At 33.7% G+C, this 21,634-nt stretch carries 19 protein-coding genes; 10 read left to right on the forward strand and 9 right to left on the reverse strand.

Translation table 11 applies throughout. The features are described 5' to 3' along the window. Positions 1-51: 51 nt before the first annotated feature. The 9 genes from RM538_RS05465 to uvrC all read right to left on the reverse strand — a co-directional run bounded on the left by RM538_RS05465 (position 52) and on the right by uvrC (position 13,781). On the reverse strand, positions 52-495 hold the full coding sequence (locus tag RM538_RS05465) for a hypothetical protein (RefSeq protein WP_311332392.1): 444 nt from the start codon (positions 493-495) through the stop codon (positions 52-54). 96 nt (positions 496-591) lie between these two features. Next, on the reverse strand, positions 592-3,828 hold the full coding sequence (locus tag RM538_RS05470) for a TonB-dependent receptor (RefSeq protein ID WP_311332393.1): 3,237 nt from the start codon (positions 3,826-3,828) through the stop codon (positions 592-594). A 177-nt stretch (positions 3,829-4,005) separates the two neighbouring features. Next, positions 4,006-5,229, reverse strand: coding sequence for a peptidoglycan DD-metalloendopeptidase family protein (locus RM538_RS05475; protein ID WP_311332394.1), 1,224 nt, complete (start codon positions 5,227-5,229; stop codon positions 4,006-4,008). Between the two features lie 12 nt (positions 5,230-5,241). Beyond that, positions 5,242-6,201, reverse strand: a complete 960-nt coding sequence (locus tag RM538_RS05480) for a tryptophan 2,3-dioxygenase family protein (protein WP_311332395.1) — start codon at positions 6,199-6,201, stop codon at positions 5,242-5,244. A 29-nt stretch (positions 6,202-6,230) separates the two neighbouring features. Then, positions 6,231-7,004: a DUF3108 domain-containing protein gene (locus tag RM538_RS05485; protein ID WP_311332396.1), complete on the reverse strand. Its 774-nt coding sequence runs from the start codon at positions 7,002-7,004 to the stop codon at positions 6,231-6,233. A gap of 84 nt (positions 7,005-7,088) precedes the next feature. Beyond that, on the reverse strand, positions 7,089-8,252 hold the full coding sequence (hppD, locus tag RM538_RS05490; protein ID WP_311332397.1) for a 4-hydroxyphenylpyruvate dioxygenase: 1,164 nt from the start codon (positions 8,250-8,252) through the stop codon (positions 7,089-7,091). A gap of 124 nt (positions 8,253-8,376) precedes the next feature. After that, positions 8,377-9,543 (reverse strand): homogentisate 1,2-dioxygenase, encoded by a 1,167-nt coding sequence (locus RM538_RS05495; RefSeq protein WP_311332398.1) that lies wholly within the window; start codon positions 9,541-9,543, stop codon positions 8,377-8,379. 197 nt (positions 9,544-9,740) lie between these two features. Continuing rightward, on the reverse strand, positions 9,741-11,984 hold the full coding sequence (locus RM538_RS05500) for a patatin-like phospholipase family protein (RefSeq protein WP_311332399.1): 2,244 nt from the start codon (positions 11,982-11,984) through the stop codon (positions 9,741-9,743). A gap of 6 nt (positions 11,985-11,990) precedes the next feature. Then, positions 11,991-13,781 carry an excinuclease ABC subunit UvrC gene (gene uvrC / locus RM538_RS05505; RefSeq protein ID WP_311332400.1) on the reverse strand — a complete coding sequence of 597 codons (1,791 nt, stop codon included), beginning with the start codon at positions 13,779-13,781 and terminating at the stop codon, positions 11,991-11,993. 138 nt (positions 13,782-13,919) lie between these two features. Here uvrC and RM538_RS05510 point away from each other — a divergent pair, with 138 nt between their 5' ends. From RM538_RS05510 to RM538_RS05555, 10 genes are all read left to right on the forward strand, one after another. Beyond that, positions 13,920-14,348, forward strand: coding sequence for a hypothetical protein (locus RM538_RS05510; protein WP_311332401.1), 429 nt, complete (start codon positions 13,920-13,922; stop codon positions 14,346-14,348). Between the two features lie 67 nt (positions 14,349-14,415). Beyond that, positions 14,416-16,641, forward strand: coding sequence for a TonB-dependent receptor (locus RM538_RS05515; RefSeq protein WP_311332402.1), 2,226 nt, complete (start codon positions 14,416-14,418; stop codon positions 16,639-16,641). A gap of 57 nt (positions 16,642-16,698) precedes the next feature. Beyond that, a complete protein-coding gene (locus tag RM538_RS05520) occupies positions 16,699-17,571 on the forward strand; it encodes an ATP-grasp domain-containing protein (RefSeq protein ID WP_311332403.1) in 873 nt (290 codons plus the stop codon). A gap of 77 nt (positions 17,572-17,648) precedes the next feature. Further along, positions 17,649-18,125 carry an ATP-dependent zinc protease family protein gene (locus tag RM538_RS05525; RefSeq protein ID WP_311332404.1) on the forward strand — a complete coding sequence of 159 codons (477 nt, stop codon included), beginning with the start codon at positions 17,649-17,651 and terminating at the stop codon, positions 18,123-18,125. Continuing rightward, a complete protein-coding gene (gene rimK / locus RM538_RS05530; RefSeq protein ID WP_311332405.1) occupies positions 18,122-18,994 on the forward strand; it encodes a 30S ribosomal protein S6--L-glutamate ligase in 873 nt (290 codons plus the stop codon). Before RM538_RS05525 ends, rimK begins: the two co-directional genes overlap by 4 nt. Before the next feature lie 3 nt (positions 18,995-18,997). Beyond that, positions 18,998-19,990: a succinylglutamate desuccinylase/aspartoacylase family protein gene (locus tag RM538_RS05535; RefSeq protein ID WP_311332406.1), complete on the forward strand. Its 993-nt coding sequence runs from the start codon at positions 18,998-19,000 to the stop codon at positions 19,988-19,990. Beyond that, the gene (locus RM538_RS05540; RefSeq protein ID WP_311332407.1) at positions 19,971-20,531 is read left to right on the forward strand and encodes a 5-formyltetrahydrofolate cyclo-ligase; all 561 of its coding nucleotides are present in this window, start codon (positions 19,971-19,973) and stop codon (positions 20,529-20,531) included. The genes RM538_RS05535 and RM538_RS05540 overlap by 20 nt, the downstream gene beginning before the upstream one ends. 56 nt (positions 20,532-20,587) lie before the next feature. Then, positions 20,588-20,866: a CD225/dispanin family protein gene (locus tag RM538_RS05545; RefSeq protein WP_311332408.1), complete on the forward strand. Its 279-nt coding sequence runs from the start codon at positions 20,588-20,590 to the stop codon at positions 20,864-20,866. Positions 20,867-20,940: 74 nt separating this feature from the next. Next, positions 20,941-21,219, forward strand: coding sequence for a CD225/dispanin family protein (locus RM538_RS05550; protein ID WP_311332409.1), 279 nt, complete (start codon positions 20,941-20,943; stop codon positions 21,217-21,219). Beyond that, positions 21,209-21,622, forward strand: a complete 414-nt coding sequence (locus RM538_RS05555) for a DUF2752 domain-containing protein (protein WP_311332410.1) — start codon at positions 21,209-21,211, stop codon at positions 21,620-21,622. The genes RM538_RS05550 and RM538_RS05555 overlap by 11 nt, the downstream gene beginning before the upstream one ends. The last annotated feature ends 12 nt before the right edge of the window (positions 21,623-21,634 follow it).

Genomic DNA, 21,634 nt, shown 5'->3' on the forward strand with positions numbered 1-21,634 from the left:
AAAGCCCGAAGACTATGTAGTTTTCGGGCTTTTTGTTTTTTATTTACTATTTTAAGAAAACCATTGACTCCAAGGAATTCTACTTAACATTAGCAACAGACCAATAGTATAGAATATAGTGAGCATTCTAAACTTTGGAGTAGAAACTAACTTCTTTTTGTGTTTAGAATATCCAATAGTTATAAATACAACAGTTAAAACCATTACAATAGGATGTTCTACAGCATACAATCGCATTGTTGCATTACCCATTATTTCACTCATTCCATTATTAGTTATGTTTTGAAGCCCTAATGGAGAAACAAAATATAAAACCAATCCTATTAAAAACTGTATATGTGTTACTATTAATGCAAACAATGCTAACCTAAAATCTTTTGGCCCGTACTCTTTTTTACCTATTAAACCGGCTAGGGCATTTATTGTTGCTATTAAAACTATAAAGAGGACAAGATATGCCCAATATGAATGTATAAATTGAACTACTGAATACATATTGCAATATTTTGGTTACCTCCCAAAGGTAGTATATAAAAACAAAATAACCACCATGTTACCATGGTGGTTATAGTATTAAAGACTAATTTATGTTTAGTTAAATAAGTAACGTAAACCAACTTGTATTTGCCATCTAGAAGATTGTATACCACTATCATCAATATCTTCAATTCCTCTTTCTAAGAAATCAGGGTCAAATGTAAATTCTGGATCTGGACCTCCAGACTCAGTAGTTAATAATCCTATTTGGCTAGAAATAAACTTTCTAGTTCCCCAATCCTTGTTTAAAAGGTTTGTAAAGTTAAAAATGTCTAATGATGCTTGGAACGTGTGTTTATTCTCACCAACATTTAGAGAAAAGTCTTGTAAAAACTTTAAATCTATAATATGATTCCAAGGACCTCTATCTCCGTTAACCTCAGCATATTTACCTCTTCTTCCTCTTAGGTATTCATTACCTTCAATAAACTGATTTAATGCTTCCCATTGCTCTTGTGGCGATATAATTACACCATTTTTTTCAAGCGGCACAAGTGTAATCTCACTTTGATTAGCTGGAACATATATAAGTGCATTATCTCTAGAGTCATCATTTAATAAATCTGTTCCTTCATTGTATGTAAAGCTGTATGGGTTTCCTTCTTGACCGTTATAGAACACTCCAAACGTAGTTTTAATATTATCATTCCAATCTATCTCGTATAATGCATTTGCAGAAAGTCTATGACCCGTTGCAAATTGAGAATTTGTAGCTATTGGGTCTGCATTCTTACCATTAACAGTAATTCTATTTCTCCATTGGCTACTGTTTTGAGAAGAAGTTCCTTCAAAAACAAACTCACCTTCACCATACGTATATGCTACCTGTCCTGAAAAACCATTACTAAATGGCTTTGTAAGACTTACAGTCGCATTATATGAATATCCTAATCCAGTATTAGAACCTAAAATAATTCTACCGTATGTATCATCAATTTCGTCAGATCTATTGTAAAAAGGTCTATTATCTGCTCCATTTAAAGTTCCAACAGGTCCTTTTACATTTAAGTTTTCGTAGAACACATTTGTAATTACATCATTATATAAGAAGTCTGCAGAGGCAACTAATCCCCATAAAGGCAGCTTTTGATCTACAGCAATATTATACTTCATTGTTTGTGGCAATTTAAAGTCTGCTGCAAATAAATCTACATTTCCTCCTACAGAACCTGAACCAACTTCTTGTCCATCTGGCACAGGTTGATTCGTTGGATCTGGGTTAAAGAATACATCTCCATCTAGTAAAAAGTCTGCTGCAAATCCTTGAGACACCCCATTATTACTGTATGCTCCACCAGGCCATACTAAAGGTACTCTAGAAGTAAATACCCCAATACCACCTCGTACTTGAGTTTTCTTCTCACCATTTACATCCCAGTTAAATCCTACTCTTGGTGCGATATGTGCTTTACTATTAATTGCTTTACCAGCTCTGGCACCTTGTAAGTCTTTTCCAAAAGACTCTAATAAAGGAATAGTTCTGTTATTAAAATCATCGTTTGCTAAACCATCTTCAAAAAATGGTACATCTACACGTAATCCTAGAGAAACTTTTAAGTCATCTGTAAAGTCTATATCATCTTGTACATAGAAGCCTAATTGAGAGTAATTAAACTCTGCTGCTCCTTGACTCTCGTCTCCTAATCCACCTATTAAAGAGTATCCATATGCATAGTCTTCTACAGGCACTTCGTTTCCTTGTGTACCATCTAGGTAGGTGTTAAAGTCTGCTAAACTATTAAATGTATAGTTACCGAAGTTTTGTCCAAAGAAAACGTTTCTAACATCTGTATATTCAAAGTTTCCACCAAATGTTAAACTATGTGCTCCAGAAAAAACCGAGAAGTTATTAGTTACTGTAAATACATCTTGCTCAAGAATATTTGCAGTTGAAAATGGCTCAGCACCTAAAAAGAAACTACCATCACCATCTCTAATTGTCACAGACGGGAAAGGACTCCCTAATGGATCTCTATCATCTACTACAGTTGTATAACCAATAATTAAGTTATTTGCAAGGTTACTACCATTACTTGTACTCCACTCTAAACTAGTAGAGTTTGTTGTAGATGGGAAGAAGATACCTCTATTAAAAAAGTTTATTGAAGAGGAGCTACTTGAATTAGGCGACTCCTGTTCTGCTTTTACGTAATTATGCTTTGCAGTAATTGTGTTTTTATCATCGACATTCCAGTCTAATCTTACAGCTAACTTATCACTTGTTAAAGTTGCTATGTTATTTGCAAAATCTCCCGGGTCATAACCAAATGTGTTAATTAAGCCTTGACGCAATGCGTTAATATCTTCTAATGAAGAGTCTCCTCTATACTCACTAAAGTTAAATGGTTGTGGAGTTTCCTCATCTTGTCTCTCATAATTTACAAAGTAGAATAGTTTATCTTCTACAATTGCTCCTCCTATTCTAGCTCCATAAAGTTGAGCTGAAAAATCTGCTAATTTCTCTCTAGTATCTGTCTCAATTGCACCTGGAGTTTTTCCAGCTAAATCTTGATTTCTGAAGAAAAAATATGCAGACCCCTCTGTTTTGTTAGTACCAGAACGTGTAATTGCGTTAATAGCACCTCCTGAAAAACCAGACTGTCTTACATCAAAAGGAGAAAGGTTAATTTGAAAAGACTCAATAGCATCAATTGATAAAGGATTTACTCCTGTTTGACCTCCATTAGTTCCAGAAGCAGCAAGACCAAATACATCATTATTTACAGTACCATCTAAGTAAATAGCATTGTAACGATTATTTTGACCTGCTAAAGAAATAGATCCATTTTCTGCAACTAGGGCTTGTGGAGTTTTTCTAACAAAATCACCAAGACCTCTCGAAACAGAAGGTAAAGTAGCTATCTCTCTAGAGGATACATTAGTTTCTGCTCCTGTTTTACCAGAATCAAAAACACCACCTCTAACAGCAGTAATTACCACTTCTTCAAGTTCGCTTGCAGACTCGTTCATTGGTATGTCAATCTTTTCTGCATTTCCTAATTGAAGGTAAATGTCATTTTTAACTACATCTTCAAAACCTACATACGTATATGTAATAGTGTAAGGACCTCCTACACGCATGTTAAGAATTCTGTAGAATCCGTCAAAATCTGTAATTGCTCCATACGAAGTACCAGATGGTGTATGGATAGCAACAACGTTACTTCCTGGTAAAGGTTCTCCGTTTCCGTCAACCACTTTACCGTTAATAGATGAAGTAGTAACCCCTTGTGCAAAGGAAGCAGTTACTGCTAACATCAAAAATGAAATTAAGAGTAAAAATTTTCTCATAGTTTTAGTTGTTTAATTTATTGCAAAAATACCTCTAGAATGTTATTGTATTAATGCAGTCAGGTTAAGAAATTGTCAAGAAATTATTTCTTATTGAAGATACAAACAAGTGTGTAACTATTTGAATTTCAGAAACAAACTTAGTAACTGTTTTATTAACAACTGTAAAAGAGTGAGTTAATATGTAATACAGTCAATCTGTTCTTTTATTGGAGCAATAAATTTAAAGTAATCTTCATGCAGTTCTGCAGGTAGTGGTTTTGAAAAAGGCAAGTCTTCTTTAAATGGGTCTACTTGTTTTCCATTTTTCCAAAAGCGATAACAAACATGAGGGCCTCCGGTATTACCTGTCATACCCACCCAACCTATTACATCTCCTTGGCGAACATACTCTCCAACACGTACTTTACGTTTTTTCATGTGTAGATATTGCGTTTCGTAAGTGTTGTTATGTTTAATTTTTACATAATTACCATTACCTCCTCTTCTTTCAGATTTAGTAACGGTACCATCTGCAGTTGCTATAATAGGAGTCCCAATACCAGCTGCAAAATCGGTTCCTTTATGTGGCCGTATTTTATATCCATAATATGCTATCCTTCTTTTTAAATTATATTTTGAAGAAATTCTATAATTAAACTCAATTGGAGCTTTTAAGAAAGCACGACGTAAGTTATTTGCATTTTCATCAAAAAAATCACGTATATCTTCAATAGAGTCTGATTGGTAATTAAATGAATATAGCGGTTTTCCTTTATGCTCAAAATAAGTAGCTTTAATTTCATCTATACCAGCTGGAATGGTATCATTAATAAACTTTTCAGTATAAATAATTTTAAACCTATCTCCTGCTTGTAATGCAAAAAAGTTAACAGTCCACGCATAAATATTGGCAAGTCTATCTGTCATGTAAGGGCTTAGATTGTTTTCTGCCATAGTTTGAGATAGTGAACTGGTAATAATACCTGAAGCTTCTTTTTCGATAATAGTTAGTGGCTTACTGTCATTATAGATGTTGAGAGAATCTCTAAAGTCTATAACAGCATAGTCCACTTTGTTTTTTTCATAAATAAAAACTTGGGTTTTGTTAAGAGAGTCTTTAGAGTTTAAAAGCACATAGGGTTTTCCAACAACAATTTTACGTACGTCAAAGCTATCTTTAAACTTGTTTGCTACTTCAAAAATTTTTGCTTGAGAAACACCATTTGCATCTAATATGGCTCCAAAGGTATCTCCATTTTGTACCGTATCTCTAATTACATTGAAATCGTCAAGCACATAGCCGTACTCTTCAACAATTTTTGGGGTTTCTATAACTAGTTCTTCAATTACATCATCTTTCTCTTTATCGCATGCCAATAAAAGTGTTAACGATAGTACAAACAATCCTAGTTTTTTCAATGCTATAATATATTATTTGGTATTAAAGGTATGAGTCACCCACTCTTTACCCCATTCTTCTTTTTCAATTTGAGTCCAAAGATTAGGAAAAAAATACACTTTTTGAAAGCTTGGCGGTAAAAATTCTTTCCAATTAGTCCCTCCAGTTGCCTTAACTGCTTTTCCTTCTTTACGTAAGTACCTATGAGCTGCGCCCATATGCATTAAGGGCCAATTTACGTTTACAGTAACGTCTAGATTTCTTAATTCTTTTATGAGCTGCTCGTTTTTTTTCTCTTTCTCTGGAAGTTGTATGTATTTGTGATATAGTGTACTATTTACCATTTCGTTTGCGATACGAATAAATCTAGGCGTATACCGGTATTCAAATTGTTTTAAAGTGAGTGTTTTTTCTTTAGTTTCTAAATCTATACCTCCTTTTTTCCAGTAAATATTTTCAAAAAGCTTTTCTATAGAATCGTTTTCTGAAAAATCGTTGCGTACAGATGGGTGCACCAAGTTAATTAAAGGAGTGCAGTACATTTCTATCATTCTAAACTGAGCCGATTGAAATCCACTTGCAGGTAATAAGGACATTCTAAATTTTAAAAACTGCTCACGATCCATTCCCATAACCATGACATCAAAAGAATCTGTTAGAATCCTAAAGTATCTATTTATACGCTCCAGTTTTTTTCTGAAAAAATCTGCTTGCTGTAACTTATCATCTACAATTTGTTTTATCTCATGAATAATAAGTTTGAAATAAAGTTCGGTGATTTGATGATACCCTATAAATATTTTTTCGTCTGGAAAATGTGTTTTAGGTATCTGAAGACTTAATAGTGTGTCAAGATGAATGTAATCCCAGTATGTTAGATATCTATCATAGAGCAACCCATCGAGATAGGCCCCCAAATCTTGTCCAGAGTTTTTAAACTTGTTTGAAAGTTTTTCAACTTTTAATAATGTTTTTTCGTCAATTGTACTCATAAAGGTTGGTTTTAAAAGTAAATTCTATATTAATCAACTACAATTTTAAATGAATGTTTTAAACCTTTAAACTCTGAAATTGAAGCCTTTAATGAACCTACTGCTAAATCTGCTTTTATTAAAACAGGCATTTTATTTTCATCATTGGTTACCCAAACGGTTAGACTTTCTTTCTCTTTAAATACTCTCCCCGCAGACACATAGGGTCTAAACTTTAAACAATTAATTTTCCCAAATTTTGTTCTAATGGTCTCTTCACCTAAAAACTTTAATCTAAACTTAAAGTTTTCTTTATCAAAAAACATATCCATATCTAGAGTCTCACCTGGCTTAATTGTATTTATATCAAGATTATTACGTAGGTAATAAAAGGCAGATACCATGTCTTGAGCTTCTTTTGGAAAAGTTACATAGTCTACTTCTTTATTTTTCTTATTATTAACTTTTGCAATTTGAGTATTGTGGTTAAAGTCTATTTGAATATCCTTGGTATATCCCCCTTCATCTATCTTACGGATAAAACGATATGGCAGATCATTGTTAACTCCAACATACGACTGGTAATTATCTTCTACTTTAAAAAATAAGCGTGACATCCCTGTTGTTTTACCATAACCTTTAATATGGTAAACGTTTTTGTTGTTTAGCGTTGTCTTATTTACTTCTAAGGTTGCATATCCTGCAGTAACAAACCCATAATGCACTCTAAATTTAAACCACTCGCCGTCATCATAGGCTTTTTGTTGGGCAAAACTAATCCCAGTAACACATAGTAAGAAAAGGTATAAAACTACTTTTTTCATTTAGCAAAATTTGTATTCATAAGATATGATTACAAGGACTGTTCCAAAACCCCTATCATAGAAACGATAGGGGTTTTGAAGATATTATAGTGTTCCTCTTTTAGCTTGTTGTCTTTCAATTGCTTCAAAAAGTGCTTTAAAGTTTCCTACTCCAAAAGATTGCGCTCCTTTGCGTTGTATTATTTCAATAAACATAGTTGGTCTATCTAATACGTTATTGGTAAACAACTGTAGTAAGTACCCTTCTTCATCCCTATCTATTAAGATACCATGTTTTTTAAGCACTTCTACATCTTCATCTATTTCACCAACTCGTTCTAAAATATCATCGTAATAGGTGTCTGGAACATATAAAAACTCCACTCCTCTATCACGCATGGCTGCCACAGTAGCAACAATATCATCTGTTGCAAGAGCTAGATGTTGTACTCCAGGTCCATTGTAAAAATCAAGGTATTCTTCAATTTGTGATTTCTTCTCAGCTTCAGCTGGCTCGTTTATCGGGAATTTTATACGTCCATTACCATTACTCATTACTTTACTCATAAGAGCTGTATATTCTGTAGAGATATCATCGTCTGCAAAAGAGATTATTTGTGCAAACCCCATGACTTTTGCATAAAATTCGCACCATTTATTCATTTCATTCCAACCTACATTTCCAACAATATGGTCTATGAATTTTAACCCTACTGGTTCTGGGTTGTAATGAGACTCCCATTTTTCGAAGTTTGGAAGGAAAACACCATTATAATTTTTTCTTTCAATAAATAAATGCACCGTCTCTCCATAAGTATAAATACCAGACTTTATAATATGCCCATGCTCATCTTCTACTTTTGTAGGTTCTAAATAAGGTTTTGCACCTCGTTTTGTTGTTTCCTCAAAAGATTTTGTAGCGTCATCTACCCATAGGGCAATTACTTTAGCTGCATCTCCATGCTCATCTAGATGCCTATTAAGATCTCCTCCTTTGTTAAGCGGCGATGTTAATACTAGACGTATTTTGTCTTGCTGTAGTACATAGGACACTCTGTCTTTTAAACCTGTTTCTAATCCTGCATATGCTAAGGATTGAAATCCAAAAGCTGTTTTATAAAAATGTGCTGCTTGTTTCGCATTACCAACAATTAACTCGACATAATCTGTTCCTAAAAGAGGTAGGAAGTCCTCTGCTTCATCAAACAGTTTTTTAAGTCCGTACTCTGTATTTTGTAAATCTTTTAAATTTTTTATTTCTCTTGCCATGATTGTTTTTTTAAAATTATTTTGAATTGATCTGAAAACCAAGTGGTTTTACCAACGCTTAACTTATAATTAAGCCAATAAAAATAATTACCACATAGCCCTAGCCTGTGGGGTGCTTTCTTTTTTATTTTTCATCATCCAACCAAGATTGGTGGTAACTTTCATCTGCAATTTTCATTGCTTCTTCAGTAACCATTAGTGGTTTAAAAGTATCTACCATTACAGCTAACTCGTCTGTTTTTGTTTTACCAATGCTTCGCTCTACAGATCCAGGGTGTGGCCCATGAGGTATCCCTGCTGGATGTAATGAAATATGTCCTGCATCTACATCATTTCTGCTCATAAAGTCCCCATCTACGTAGTACAATACCTCATCACTATCAATATTACTATGGTTGTATGGTGCTGGGATACTTAACGGATGATAATCGTATAGTCTTGGTACAAAACTACATACTACAAAAGCATCTGTCTCAAATGTTTGATGTACTGGTGGTGGTTGATGAATCCGGCCTGTAATGGGTTCAAAATCATGAATCGAAAAGGCATATGGATAGTTGTACCCATCGTATCCAACTACGTCAAACGGGTGCGAAGCATACACCATTTCTATAATTTCATCTTGCTTTTTAATTTTCATTAAAAAGTCTCCATTTTCATTATAGGTTTCTAAAGTTTCTGGTTTTCTAATATCACGTTCGCAAAAAGGAGAATGTTCTAATAATTGTCCAAACCAATTGCGGTATCTTTTTGGGGTATAAATAGGCCTTCTAGACTCTACAATAAACAACCTATTATCTTCATCGTTAAATTGCATTTTGTAGATGACACCTCTAGGTACAAGTAAATAATCTCCATATTTAAAATCTAAATTACCTAGGTGTGTTCTAAGAGTACCTGCTCCTTTGTGGATAAAAATTAGCTCATCTGCATCGGTGTTCTTGTAAAAGTAATCTTCTTGAGATTTTTTAGGAGCTGCCAATATGATAGTACAATCGCTATTGGTTAAAACTGCTTTTCTGCTTTTTAGGTAATCGTCTTCTTGTGGCACTTGAAAGCCTCTAAAACGGTATGATTTCAAGTTATTTGGTTTTGAAATTTTAGGAGCAACAGAGTATTGATTTTTAATTTCTCTTACTTGTGTTGGTCTTTGTTCATGATAAGAGTTACTATACATACCATCAAAGCCAATGGTTCCAAAAAGTTGTTCTGCATAGAGACTACCGTCAGGTTTACGAAATTGTGTGTGTCTTTTGGGAGGTATTTTCCCTAGTTTATGATAAAATGGCATATTGTTTTAATTTACGTCTTATTTTTTCAATTTAAAATACTGAAAACTAAACTCCTACTAAGGTACGAGTTTTTGAGAAACGTAAATCACTCTGGATTTCTTTTTAAAAGAAATTTAAGATACACTAGTAGGTTTTTCCAACGATTATTAGGCATATACAAATATCTAAAAAATTTAGGAGAATCTCATATTTCAAATTAAAACCTAAATCCTGCGCTAACATACCATTCTCCTTCATCCCGTTCTGGAGAAAATGAATACTTAATTTCAACAGGGCCTAAAAAGGTTTCTACACCATACCCAACACCAAATCCACTATAATCTATACCATCTATCCATTGACCATTTTCAAAAAGGTTATCACCAACATTAGCAATGTTTACAAATGCATTTATATGGTTTTTTTTTACCACCTCATAATCTAATGTAATGCTGGATTTTAAATAAGTGTCTCCATTTAAGCTTAGTGCTTCGTAGCCATAAAATGGTATAATATTGTTTAATTGTTTAAATCCATACCCCCCTAAAGAAAAGTCTAAAGAAGTTGTTGCTTCGTTACCTATTTTAAAACCTCCTTCTGAGGAGATAACAGTTGATAATTTATTAGAAAAAGAATGTGCGTAGCTGGCTTTTGCCTTCGCAATAGAAAACTCATCGAAGTCTTTATTAATACCATTTGCGAATAGATATAAATGGAAATCACCCTCAAAATAGATACCACTATTAGGGAAAAATTTGTTATCAAATGTGTCATACTTTAAATACCCAAACGCACTATAATAATCTGTATCTTCAAAAATTGTTCTTGGGTTATTGTCCTCGTCTATACCAATAGTTTCGGACAACTGTCGTAACCATTTATGTTCAGCACCTATGCCCAATAAAAAGCTACGTCTAAATAAAGTTTCTACATACAATTGATTGGTAAGGTCTGTATATTCAATATCTATCCTGTTAATTTGGGTGTTTGCGCTTTCTAAAAATTCTTCTGAATTAAAAGGAATGTCCTTATCAAAGAAGCTAAATTTAGAATTAAAACCAATACTCCAGTAGTAGCCCTTGTCTATAAAATAATTAAAGTCGTAGCGTATGTTATCTCCAATAATAAAATCGAATGAAACAATATCGTTATTTGTTAAAGCTCTTTTGCGAGTTAAGTTTATTAAGGCAGCTGTTCTGTATAAGTCATCATAGTGAACTCCCAACCTCAACGAGGTATTAGAATCAGATTCTTTTACAACAAAATTAACCACATATTTATCCTTTTCAATTTCTGAAAATTGATAGTCTATACTTTGAAAGTTACCTGTTGCAGAAAGGTTATTGACTCCCAAATTAAAATCGCTATAGTTAACAAAATCGTTTGTTCTTAGTTTGAGTTTACCTAAAATGTAAGAGCGGGTATATTTTACATTTCCATCAATAGTTATATCTGAAATAAATAATTCACTTGCTGTATTAAATGTTACTTCTTTTTTGGTTTTTTTCTTTTGTTTCCTTGCTATTGTTTCAAGTTTAACTCTCTGGTTATTCGTTTTTTCTTCGCCAGCTTTTATAATTTTTCTTCCCTCATCAAATGAAACTACTGTAAAATCTTCAATATCTGGCTTAATATAAACATCTGTTTTGCCAATCTTGTTTTTCATATCATTAATAGTACGGTAATTATTAATCTGAATTAGCACTTCAAAAGCAGATTTTAGATTCTCTCTTGTACGTAAACTATCTTGTACATCAACACCAATAATTACATCCATCCCCTTAGCTTTTAATTCATCTACAGGGTAGTTATTTACCACACCACCATCTATTAACACTTGTTCATTAATTGTGACAGGACTAAAAAGTGATGGTAATGCGCCACTTGCTGAAATTGCTCTAGGCAAATACCCTTTATCTAGGATAAGTTGTTTTCCGGTTTCAACATTGGTAGCGACACAAAAAAACGGAATTGGCAGCTTGCTGAAATCCTCTACATCGTTAACATGTGAAGTGAGTTTTGAAAGCAAGTTATATACATTTTGACCTTTGGAAAGTCCAGATGGAAATCCTATTTTAAAATCATCAAATGGTAGTGTTAGAGCGTATTTCTCACTTTCATCTTTTTCATAAAATGTTTTTGCACTTCTAGGAATTTCATCTTGTATTAAAGAACTAAATTCTAACTGGTTAAAAATAGAATCCAATTCTCTGGCATTATACCCAGAAGCATACAAGGCGCCAATGATAGCTCCCATACTTGTCCCTCCTATATAATCTACTCTAACCCCAGCATCTTCAATAACTTTTAACGCTCCAATGTGTGCCAATCCTTTTGCACCACCGCCACTTAAAACCAAGCCTACTTTTAAATCTTCTTGTTCTTCTTGAGAAAAACAAGAATTCCCAATCCATAGAAACAGAAAGGCTAATAAATAAGCTGTATGTGATTTTTTAAACATTTAAACCTACTTTTGAAAGTGTGTTATTATTTTTTTTGCTCTACTTGTTCCAATAACATTTGCTAACTCGTCAAAAGATGCTTCTTTAATTCTTTTTGTGCTTTTAAATTGTTTTAATAATTCTATCACCGTTTTTTCTCCAATCCCAGGAATAGTCTCTAAAGCAGTATTTAGTGCATCTTTACTTCTTTTATCTCTATGAAATGTAATTCCAAATCTATGTGCTTCGTTACGCAGTTGCTGTATAATCTTCAACGTTTCGGACTTTTTATCCAAATACAACGGAATTGGGTCATCAGGGTAAAACAATTCTTCTAATCTTTTAGCAATTCCAACAATAGCTATTTCACCTCTTAACTCTAGTTTATCCAAGCTCTTTAAAGCTGATGATAATTGTCCTTTCCCCCCATCTATGATGATAAGTTGCGGTAAGGGTTGCTCTTCTTCTTTAAGTCTTTTATACCGTCTATACACCACTTCTTCCATAGATGCAAAATCATCGGGGCCCTCAACTGTTTTAATGTTAAACTTACGATAGTCCTTCTTGCTTGGTTTTCCATTTTTAAATACTACACATGCGGCTACGGGATGGCTTCCTTGTATGTTACTATTATCGAAACATTCAATATGACGAGGCTCTTCACTAAGGCGTAAATCTTTTTTCATCTGCGCCATAATACGGTTAGTATGTCTGTCTGGATCTACAATTTTTGCTTGCTTAAAACGCTCCATCCGATAGTACTTGGCATTACGGGTGGATAAATCCAAAATATGTTTTTTATCTCCAACTTTTGGGACATGTACTTTTACTCCTTCTTCTGCTGAAATTGGAAACGGAACATAAATCTCTTTAGATTGAGAATTAAATCGTTGCCTAAGTTCTATAACAGCTAATTGCAATAACTCCTTATCACTCTCATCTAGTTTTTTCTTTATCTCTAAAGTATGCGACCTAATGATTGCACCAAAAGAAACTTGTAAAAAATTAACATACCCATAACTCTCATCACTTATAATGCTAAAGACATCTACATTATTTATCTTAGGATTAACTACAGTAGATTTGGATTGATAGTTTTCTAACACATCAATTTTTTCTTTTATACGTTGAGCATCTTCAAACTGAAGATCCTGAGCAAACTGTTTCATTTGCTTTTTAAACCCTGTAAGTGAGTCTTTAAAGTTTCCTTTAATAATGTTTCGTATAGCTTCGATGTTCTCGTTATACACACTTTCTGTATATTTTCCTTCACAAGGTCCTAAGCAATTACCAAGATGGTATTCTAGACAAACCTTATATTTACCCCCTTTAATTTTCTCTTCAGCAAGGTCATAATTACAGGTTCGCAAGGGGTACAATCCTTTTATTAAATCTAGTAACGTATGTACCGTTTTCATACTTGTGTAAGGTCCATAGTATTCGGAGCCATCTTTAATAAACCTCCGTGTTGGAAAAACCCTTGGGAATCGTTCATTTTTAATACAAATCCATGGATAAGATTTATCATCCTTGAGCATTACATTATACTTAGGCTGATACTTTTTTATAAGGTTGTTTTCTAATAATAATGCATCCGTCTCGGTTTCAACAACAATATGTTTTATGTTTTTTATGCGTTTTACTAGTAGTCTAGTCCGAGCATTGTCGTGTTGTTTTGTAAAATAAGACTTTACTCTTTTTTTTAAGTTAATTGCCTTTCCTACATACAATAACTTACCGTCTTTATCATAATATTGATACACTCCTGGAGCCTCAGGGAGTGTAGAGATTTGTAATGTAACGGAAGCTTCTGCCATACACTCAAAGATACAGGGTATTTTATTTTGAACGAATCCTACCGTTCTTAATTATGTTAAAAGAGGGTTAAAAAGGGGTTTTTTAAAAACGGCTCTACCTGAGTTTACGTAATTTACTATAGATTGATTAACCTACCTATGAAAAACAAAAAAGAAGTAAGCTTTATTAAACGCTATAGCATTTTGCTTTTGGCGTTTATATATCTTCTTTCTCCTATTCAACAACCGCTGCTTGAAGGGTTTCATACAATCTCTCATGCTTTAACTCAAATAGATTCCCATAGTCACAGTCATACGGTAGCTTCAAAAAATAATCATGTTCATGACCACTCACACTCTCATGAGCATAAACTACTTTCTTTTCTAAAAAAAGTATTGACTAATACTACTAATGACCACAAAACACAATCTCAATTTGTAAAATACGACAAACACTTTTCTGAAGAAAATACCGAAATAGAACAACGACTCTTACTACCATATATATATAACTTTTTTTATAGAACTAGTGGGTACATAAATTACCTTACACTAGAATTACCTCCTCCCAAACACTCGTTTACATAACAAACTTCATGCTCTTTCTAGTAAAAACTACTAGGAGAGCCTCTCATTAATAATTAAAATTATAGTTATGAAACTAGTATATTTTTGGGTACTAGTGCTTTGCTGTGCTGTGATGCAATCACAAGTGCTAGAAGGTAAGGTACGCACCCAAAACAACACTCCACTTGAGGACGTAGGAGTATTTAATAAAAACAAAGGTTCTCATTCACACACAGATGCTAATGGAGTATTTGTATTGGAAAACGTATCAATTAATGATGTAATTTATATCTCGTATTTAGGATATGAAACTACCATAATTACTATAACCAATAAAAACCTACAAGAAGGCATTACTGTAAGTTTAGCAAAGGCTACAGTTTCGTTAGGACAAATTGTATTAACCCCAGAGATAAATACTTTAAATCAAATTGTTGAAATAGATTTAAAAAACAACCCTGTTAGAAACTCCCAAGAAATATTACGAAGAGTACCAGGCTTGTTTATTGGTCAACATGCTGGAGGTGGTAAAGCAGAGCAAATATTTTTACGCGGGTTTGATATTGACCATGGTACAGATATTAATCTAAGCGTAGATGGATTACCTGTAAATATGGTGTCACACGCACACGGACAAGGGTATAGCGACCTGCATTTTATAATTCCAGAAACCATAGAGACCATAGATTTTGGAAAAGGACCTTATTATGCAGAGCGTGGCGATTTTACAACTGCTGGTTATGTAGCCTTTAAAACAAAAAAGCAACTGGACAAGAGTTCTGTTTCTGTTGAGTATGGTGATTTTAATTCGCTAAGAACAGTTGGGATGTTTAATTTACTAGATACAAAAGCTAGTAATGCGTATGTAGCAACATCCCTCAATACATTTGACGGCCCCTTTGACTCCCCTCAAAACTTTAATAGATTTAACATTATGGGGAGGTACAACTATTGGCTTCCTAACAATCAAGAGCTTACGCTAACAGCATCACATTTTCAAAGTAAATGGGATGCCTCTGGGCAAATTCCACAAAGAGCGGTTGATGCAGGACTTATTGGTAGGTTTGGCGCAATAGATGATACCGAGGGTGGAAATACAAGTAGAACCAATTTGCTTGTAAATCACACAAAAGTACTTGCTGAAAACCAGAAGCTAACCTCTACAGCTTTTTATACCCATTATGATTTTGAGCTATTTTCAAACTTTACTTTTTTCTTAGAAGACCCTGTAAATGGTGACCAAATTGCACAAAGTGAAGACCGAAATATCTTAGGTTTTTCTACTGCTTTTTCTGAAAAGATAAAAACCATAGATGCCTTTGATTTTGAATATACAGCTGGAGTGGGTGTTCGATACGATGATGTAAATGATGTTGCCTTATCTAGAACCAAAAACAGAGATGAAATCTTAGAAAGGCTAGCTTTTGGAAATGTTGATCAAATTAATGGATATACTTTTTTAAATACTGAATTAGACTTTGGGAATGTATCTATAAATCCTTCGGTTAGATTAGATTATTTCAAGTTTGATTATGAGAATTTTTTAACTGAAACTTATGATAATAGAAGTGAAAGCAAGGTTTTTGCTAGTCCAAAGCTAAATGTAACCTATAGCCCAACAAATAACTTACAACTCTTTGCAAAAACTGGAATTGGATTTCACTCTAATGATGCAAGAGTGGTAGTTGCTAATAGTGGTGAGGACATTTTGCCAGCAGCTTATGGTGCTGATGTAGGTGCGCTTTATAAAGTTACAGACAATTTAATAGTGACTTCGACACTCTGGACATTATTCTTAGATCAAGAATTTGTGTATGTTGGAGATGCTGGTATTGTAGAGCCTAGTGGTAAGTCTAGAAGGCTAGGTGTAGATTTTGGAATGAGATATGAAGCTACAGATTGGCTGTATCTCTTTGGTGACATTAATTATACCTATGCAAGAAGTACAGAAGAACCAGAAGGAGCAGATTTTATTCCACTTGCACCAGACTTAACATCTGTTGGAGGAATTACTATAAACAATCTTGGTGATTTTTCTGGAGGTCTCAATTATAGATATATTAAAGATCGCCCTGCTAATGAAGACAATAGTATTGTAGCTGAGGGATACTTTGTAACGGACTTAAACCTCAACTATACCTACAAAAATATTGTTTTTGGAGTTGCTATTGAGAATTTATTTGATACAGAATGGAACGAAACACAATTTGCAACCGAAAGTAGGTTGTTTAACGAGCCAGAACCTGTCGAAGAAATACACTTTACACCCGGAACTCCTTTTTTTATTAGAGGGAAAGTAACTATAAACTTTTAAGCACCAATAAAAGCGGCACTATTCTTTTTTATATCTTGCAAACAGTAATTTTATAAAATGAATATTGCCGTTTTATCTCGTGGAGAGCGACTCTACTCTACACAAAGCCTTTTAAACGCTGGTCTTAAAAGAAACCACGAGATGGAAGTATTAGACCCTACGCATTGTACACTTGCTGTAGAAAACAACAAACCTGTTCTTTATTATTGTGATGAAATTGTAGACGATTTACATGCTGTAATCCCTAGAATTGGGAGCTCTAATACCTTTTATGGATCTTCATTAGTGCGTCATTTTGAGGCTATGGGTGTTTTTTGTGTTGTTACCGCAGAAGCTATTTTGCAGTCCAGAAATAAATGGACTTGCTTTCAAATACTGTCAAGACAAAACATTCCTGTCCCCAAAACATATCTTGGAGAGGCATTTTCAACAAAAAAAATATTAGATGCCTTTGGTAATAATCCAGTTATTATAAAAGTATTGCAAGGCACACACGGTGAAGGTGTAATACTTGCCGAAACTTACCAATCTGCTATATCTACCATAGAAACTTTAAAAGCCACAAAAGTTAGGTTTGTTGTACAAGAATTTATCAAAGAATCTAATGGAGCAGATATTAGAGCTATTGTTGTAGATGGAGTTGTAGTTGCTGCAATGAAACGGCAAAGTAAAGAAGGTGACTTTAGAAGCAACCTGCACAGAGGTGGTAGTGCAACTCCTGTAAAGTTAACGCATCAGGAAGAAGGTTTAGCACTAAAAACGGCAAAAGCATTACGCTTAGGAGTTTGTGGTGTAGATATTTTACCCTCTACCAATGGACCTTTGGTTCTTGAAGTAAATTCTACTCCTGGACTAGAAGGAATTGAAAAAACAACTGGCATAAATATTTCTAAAAGCATCATTGGTTATATAGAGCGAAATAAACGCTAAAAATTCTTTAAATCAATCATCTTACCTCTTGCTTGCATATCTATTTTAGTATCTTGCATAGACTAAAATAGATGGCGTTGAAACGAAAAATAGGAAGAGTAGATAAAGTAGATTTCCCTTTATTAAACATAAAGGACATAGATATTAAAATAGATACCGGAGCATACACTTCAAGCATACATTGTAAAAATGTTGTAATTGAAGATAATTACCTAAAATGTGTGTTTTTAGACAAAAACCACCCTTCATATCACGAAAAAGAGTTCATTTTTGACGAATATGACGTAAAAGTTGTAAAAAGTAGTAATGGACAAACACAAGTTAGATATAGAATTTTAACTGAGGTTGAACTTTTTGGAAAAACACATCCTATACACCTAACATTAAGCGATAGAAAAGACATGAAATATCCTGTCTTAATAGGAAGAAAGTTTTTACTCAAACGCTTTGTTGTAGATATAACGAAAACTAATTTATCCTATAAGCTGAAACTAAAGAACGAACAAAAATTGCTTAAGAAAAATAAAAAAAATTCCAAAAAAACTAAACAATGAACATCAAGATATTGTCTGCTAACCCCAATTTATATTCTACAAATAGGTTGATAGAGGCAGCTACAAAAAGAAAACATACTATAGAGGTTATAAATCACACTAAGTGTGATATCGTAATAGAGAAAAAGAATCCTTGTGTGTATTACAAAGGCAATAAAATTGAGAATGTTGATGCTGTAATTCCCAGAATTGGTGCTTCAGTTACCTTTTATGGGACGGCTGTTGTGCGACAGTTTGAAATGATGCGTTGTTTTACTACAACAGAGTCTATTGCTTTAGTGCGTTCTAGAGATAAGTTGAGAAGTCTTCAAATACTATCGCGAGCTGGTTTAGGGTTGCCAAAAACTATTTTTACAAACTATTCAAAAAATGTAAAAGAAATAGTAGACCAAGCTGGAGGCGCTCCTGTTATTATAAAGTTGCTAGAAGGAACACAGGGTATTGGTGTTATACTAGCTGAAACAAAAAAAGCAGCAGAGTCTGTTATTGAAGCCTTTAATAACCTTCAAGCACGTGTTATTGTACAAGAATATATTAAAGAAGCTGGAGGTGCAGATATTAGAGCCTTTGTAGTAGATGGTCACGTAGTTGGCGCAATGAAAAGACAAGGAAAAGAAGGAGAATTTAGGAGTAATTTACATAGAGGCGGTACGGCTTCGGTTATAGAGCTTAGTGATGAAGAAGAAACTGCTGCTATAAAAGCAGCTAGAGCAATGGGATTAGGAATTGCAGGAGTAGATTTATTGCAAAGCTCTAGAGGGCCTTTAATTTTAGAGGTAAACTCTTCCCCAGGTTTAGAAGGAATAGAAAAAGCAACAGGAAAAGATATAGCTACTACTATTATTAAGTATATTGAAAGAAATGTATAAAGGATGGAGAAAAACGAAGACCTTTTTATTTTAGATCAAAAAATTAAACCCGGCGAAAGTAAAACCATTCATTTTAGTTTCGCAAAGTTATATACCTCTACTAAGGTAGAAATACCCATTATTGTTGAAAGAGCTATAGAGCCAGGCCCCGTAATACTTATGACGGCAGGCATTCACGGTGATGAAATAAATGGTGTTGAGGTAGTGAGACAGGTCATTGCAAAAAAAATAAATAAGCCCAAAAGAGGGACTATAATTTGTGTTCCTATCCTAAATATTTTTGGATTTTTAAATGCTAGTAGAGAGTTTCCAGATGGTCGTGATTTAAATAGAGTTTTTCCAGGCTCAAAAACAGGTTCACTAGCGAGTAGAGTAGCGTACCACTTCACCAAAAAAATACTTCCCTTAGCAGATTTATGTCTCGATTTTCATACTGGAGGATCAAGCAGGTTTAATGCAGCACAGATTAGAATCACAAAAGAAGATGATAATTTAGCTGCTCTTGCTGAAACTTTTGGAGCACCTTTTATAGTACATTCTCCAAATATTGATAAAACCTATAGAGCTACTTGTAAGAAATTGAATATTCCTATTTTACTTTTTGAAGGAGGAAAGTCATTAGAGAGCAATAAACATATAGTAAAAACTGGTGTTGACGGGGTTATGAGAATACTTTCTGAAAAGAATATGTTAGCAGATGAGTTTTCGGCACCTTCAAAACCTGAAAGTATTATACTTATTGAAAGCAGTAAGTGGATAAGAGCACAAAAAAGTGGGTTACTACATGTTAAAATTGATTGTAACAAACATGTTGAAAAAGGAGAGTTTCTTGCCACCATTACAGACCCCTATGGAACCATGCGCTTTAAGGTTTTAGCGCCTAATGAAGGGTATATTATAAATGTAAATCACGCTCCTATTGTATATCAAGGAGATGCTATTTTTCATATTTCTACTAAGGATTCTATATATAATAATGGACAAACAAGCGCTTAGAAAAAAGTATCTAAAACGTAGAGAAGAACTTTCAGAAAATGAAATTGACGAAAGAAGTCTAGCTATTGCAAACAAAGCCTTAGAGCTCAATATTTGGGATAAAACCTATTATCATATTTTTTTACCTATTGAAAGCAAAAAAGAAATAGACACCTCCTATCTATTACATATTTTACAAGGCAGAGATAAAAGCATTATCATTCCAAAAGCTAATTTTGAGACAGGGGAAATGTCACATTACTTACTACAAGAAAATACCAAGCTTGTGGCTTCAAAATATGGGATTCCTGAGCCTGAAGAGGGAATAATAGTAACAGAAAAACAGCTAGAAGTTGTATTTGTACCTCTCTTGGTATATGACTCATCTGGAAATAGGATTGGATACGGAAAAGGATTTTACGACCGTTTTTTAGCAAAATGCGCTGAGAACTGTTTGTTTATTGGGCTTTCTTTCTTCTCTCCAGAAGAAAAAATACTCTATGAAAACATAGATATTCCCTTACATTATTGTATAACTCCAGAAAAAATCTATTCATTTTAAAAAAATGGTTATATATTTAGAGTCGTTTTAATAAGTAACAACTAAATAAACCAATTATGGAAACACAAAACAATCCTGCTGGAAGTCCACCAGATAATAACTTAGTTTGGGCTATATTATGTACCGTACTTTGCTGCCTACCATTAGGTATCGTTGCAATTATAAAATCTACTAAAGTTAAAGAGCTTTGGCTACAAGGAGATCATGCTGGAGCGCAAAAAGCAGCAGACGATGCTAAGAAATACTCTATGTGGGGTGCAGGTATTGGTCTAATTATAGTTGTATTATATATTATTTTAGTAGTTGTACTTGGTGTAGCTGGAGGCGGTTACTAGAAATAAATTAAAATCATACTTTTGAGCTCTCTAAAGTTTTTTAGAGAGCTTTTTTAATGTAATTATTTTTTAAAATGTATAACAAAGATCAAATGCCTCCACCAGACAATAATCTTGTATGGGCTATACTTGCAACTGTTTTATGTTGTATTCCTCTTGGTATTGTGGCTATTATTAAAGCCTCTAAAGTAGAGCAACTTTGGTATCAAGGCAGGCATGAAGAAGCTCAAAAAGCAGCAGATGATGCAAAAAAATGGAGCATCTATAGCGCATTAAGTGTAGGGCTTATTTTTGTTGTTTATATTTTAATTATGCTATTTGTAGTATTAATTAATGGAGTAGATGGTTTCTAAAAGGCTTCTTGTTGTATTAGTTATAATCTTTAGCATAGTTGGGCTACTAACAATCTATTATTTTAATAACCCTTCAGAACATTCTTTTTTTATTCCATGTCCCTTCAAATTTGCAACAGGCTATCATTGTCCTGGTTGTGGGTCACAAAGGGCTATTCATCAATTATTACACTTAGATATTGCAGCGGCTTTTAGGCTTAATCCGCTAATGGTGCTATCATTACCGTTAATATTTTGGGGGTTAGGTATTATGATTTGGAACTATATCTACCAAACTGAATATCGCGTTTGGCTTTTTTATAATAAATACTTTATTTATGGATATTTTGGGCTTGCAGTAGTTTATTGGGTAGTAAGAAATCTTCCCTATTATCCATTTAACTTACTCGCACCAAATTCTTGATTTGTAAGTTTT

Origin of the sequence: Patiriisocius hiemis (assembly GCF_031846325.1) — a bacterium.
Classification (GTDB): domain Bacteria; phylum Bacteroidota; class Bacteroidia; order Flavobacteriales; family Flavobacteriaceae; genus Patiriisocius_A; species Patiriisocius_A hiemis.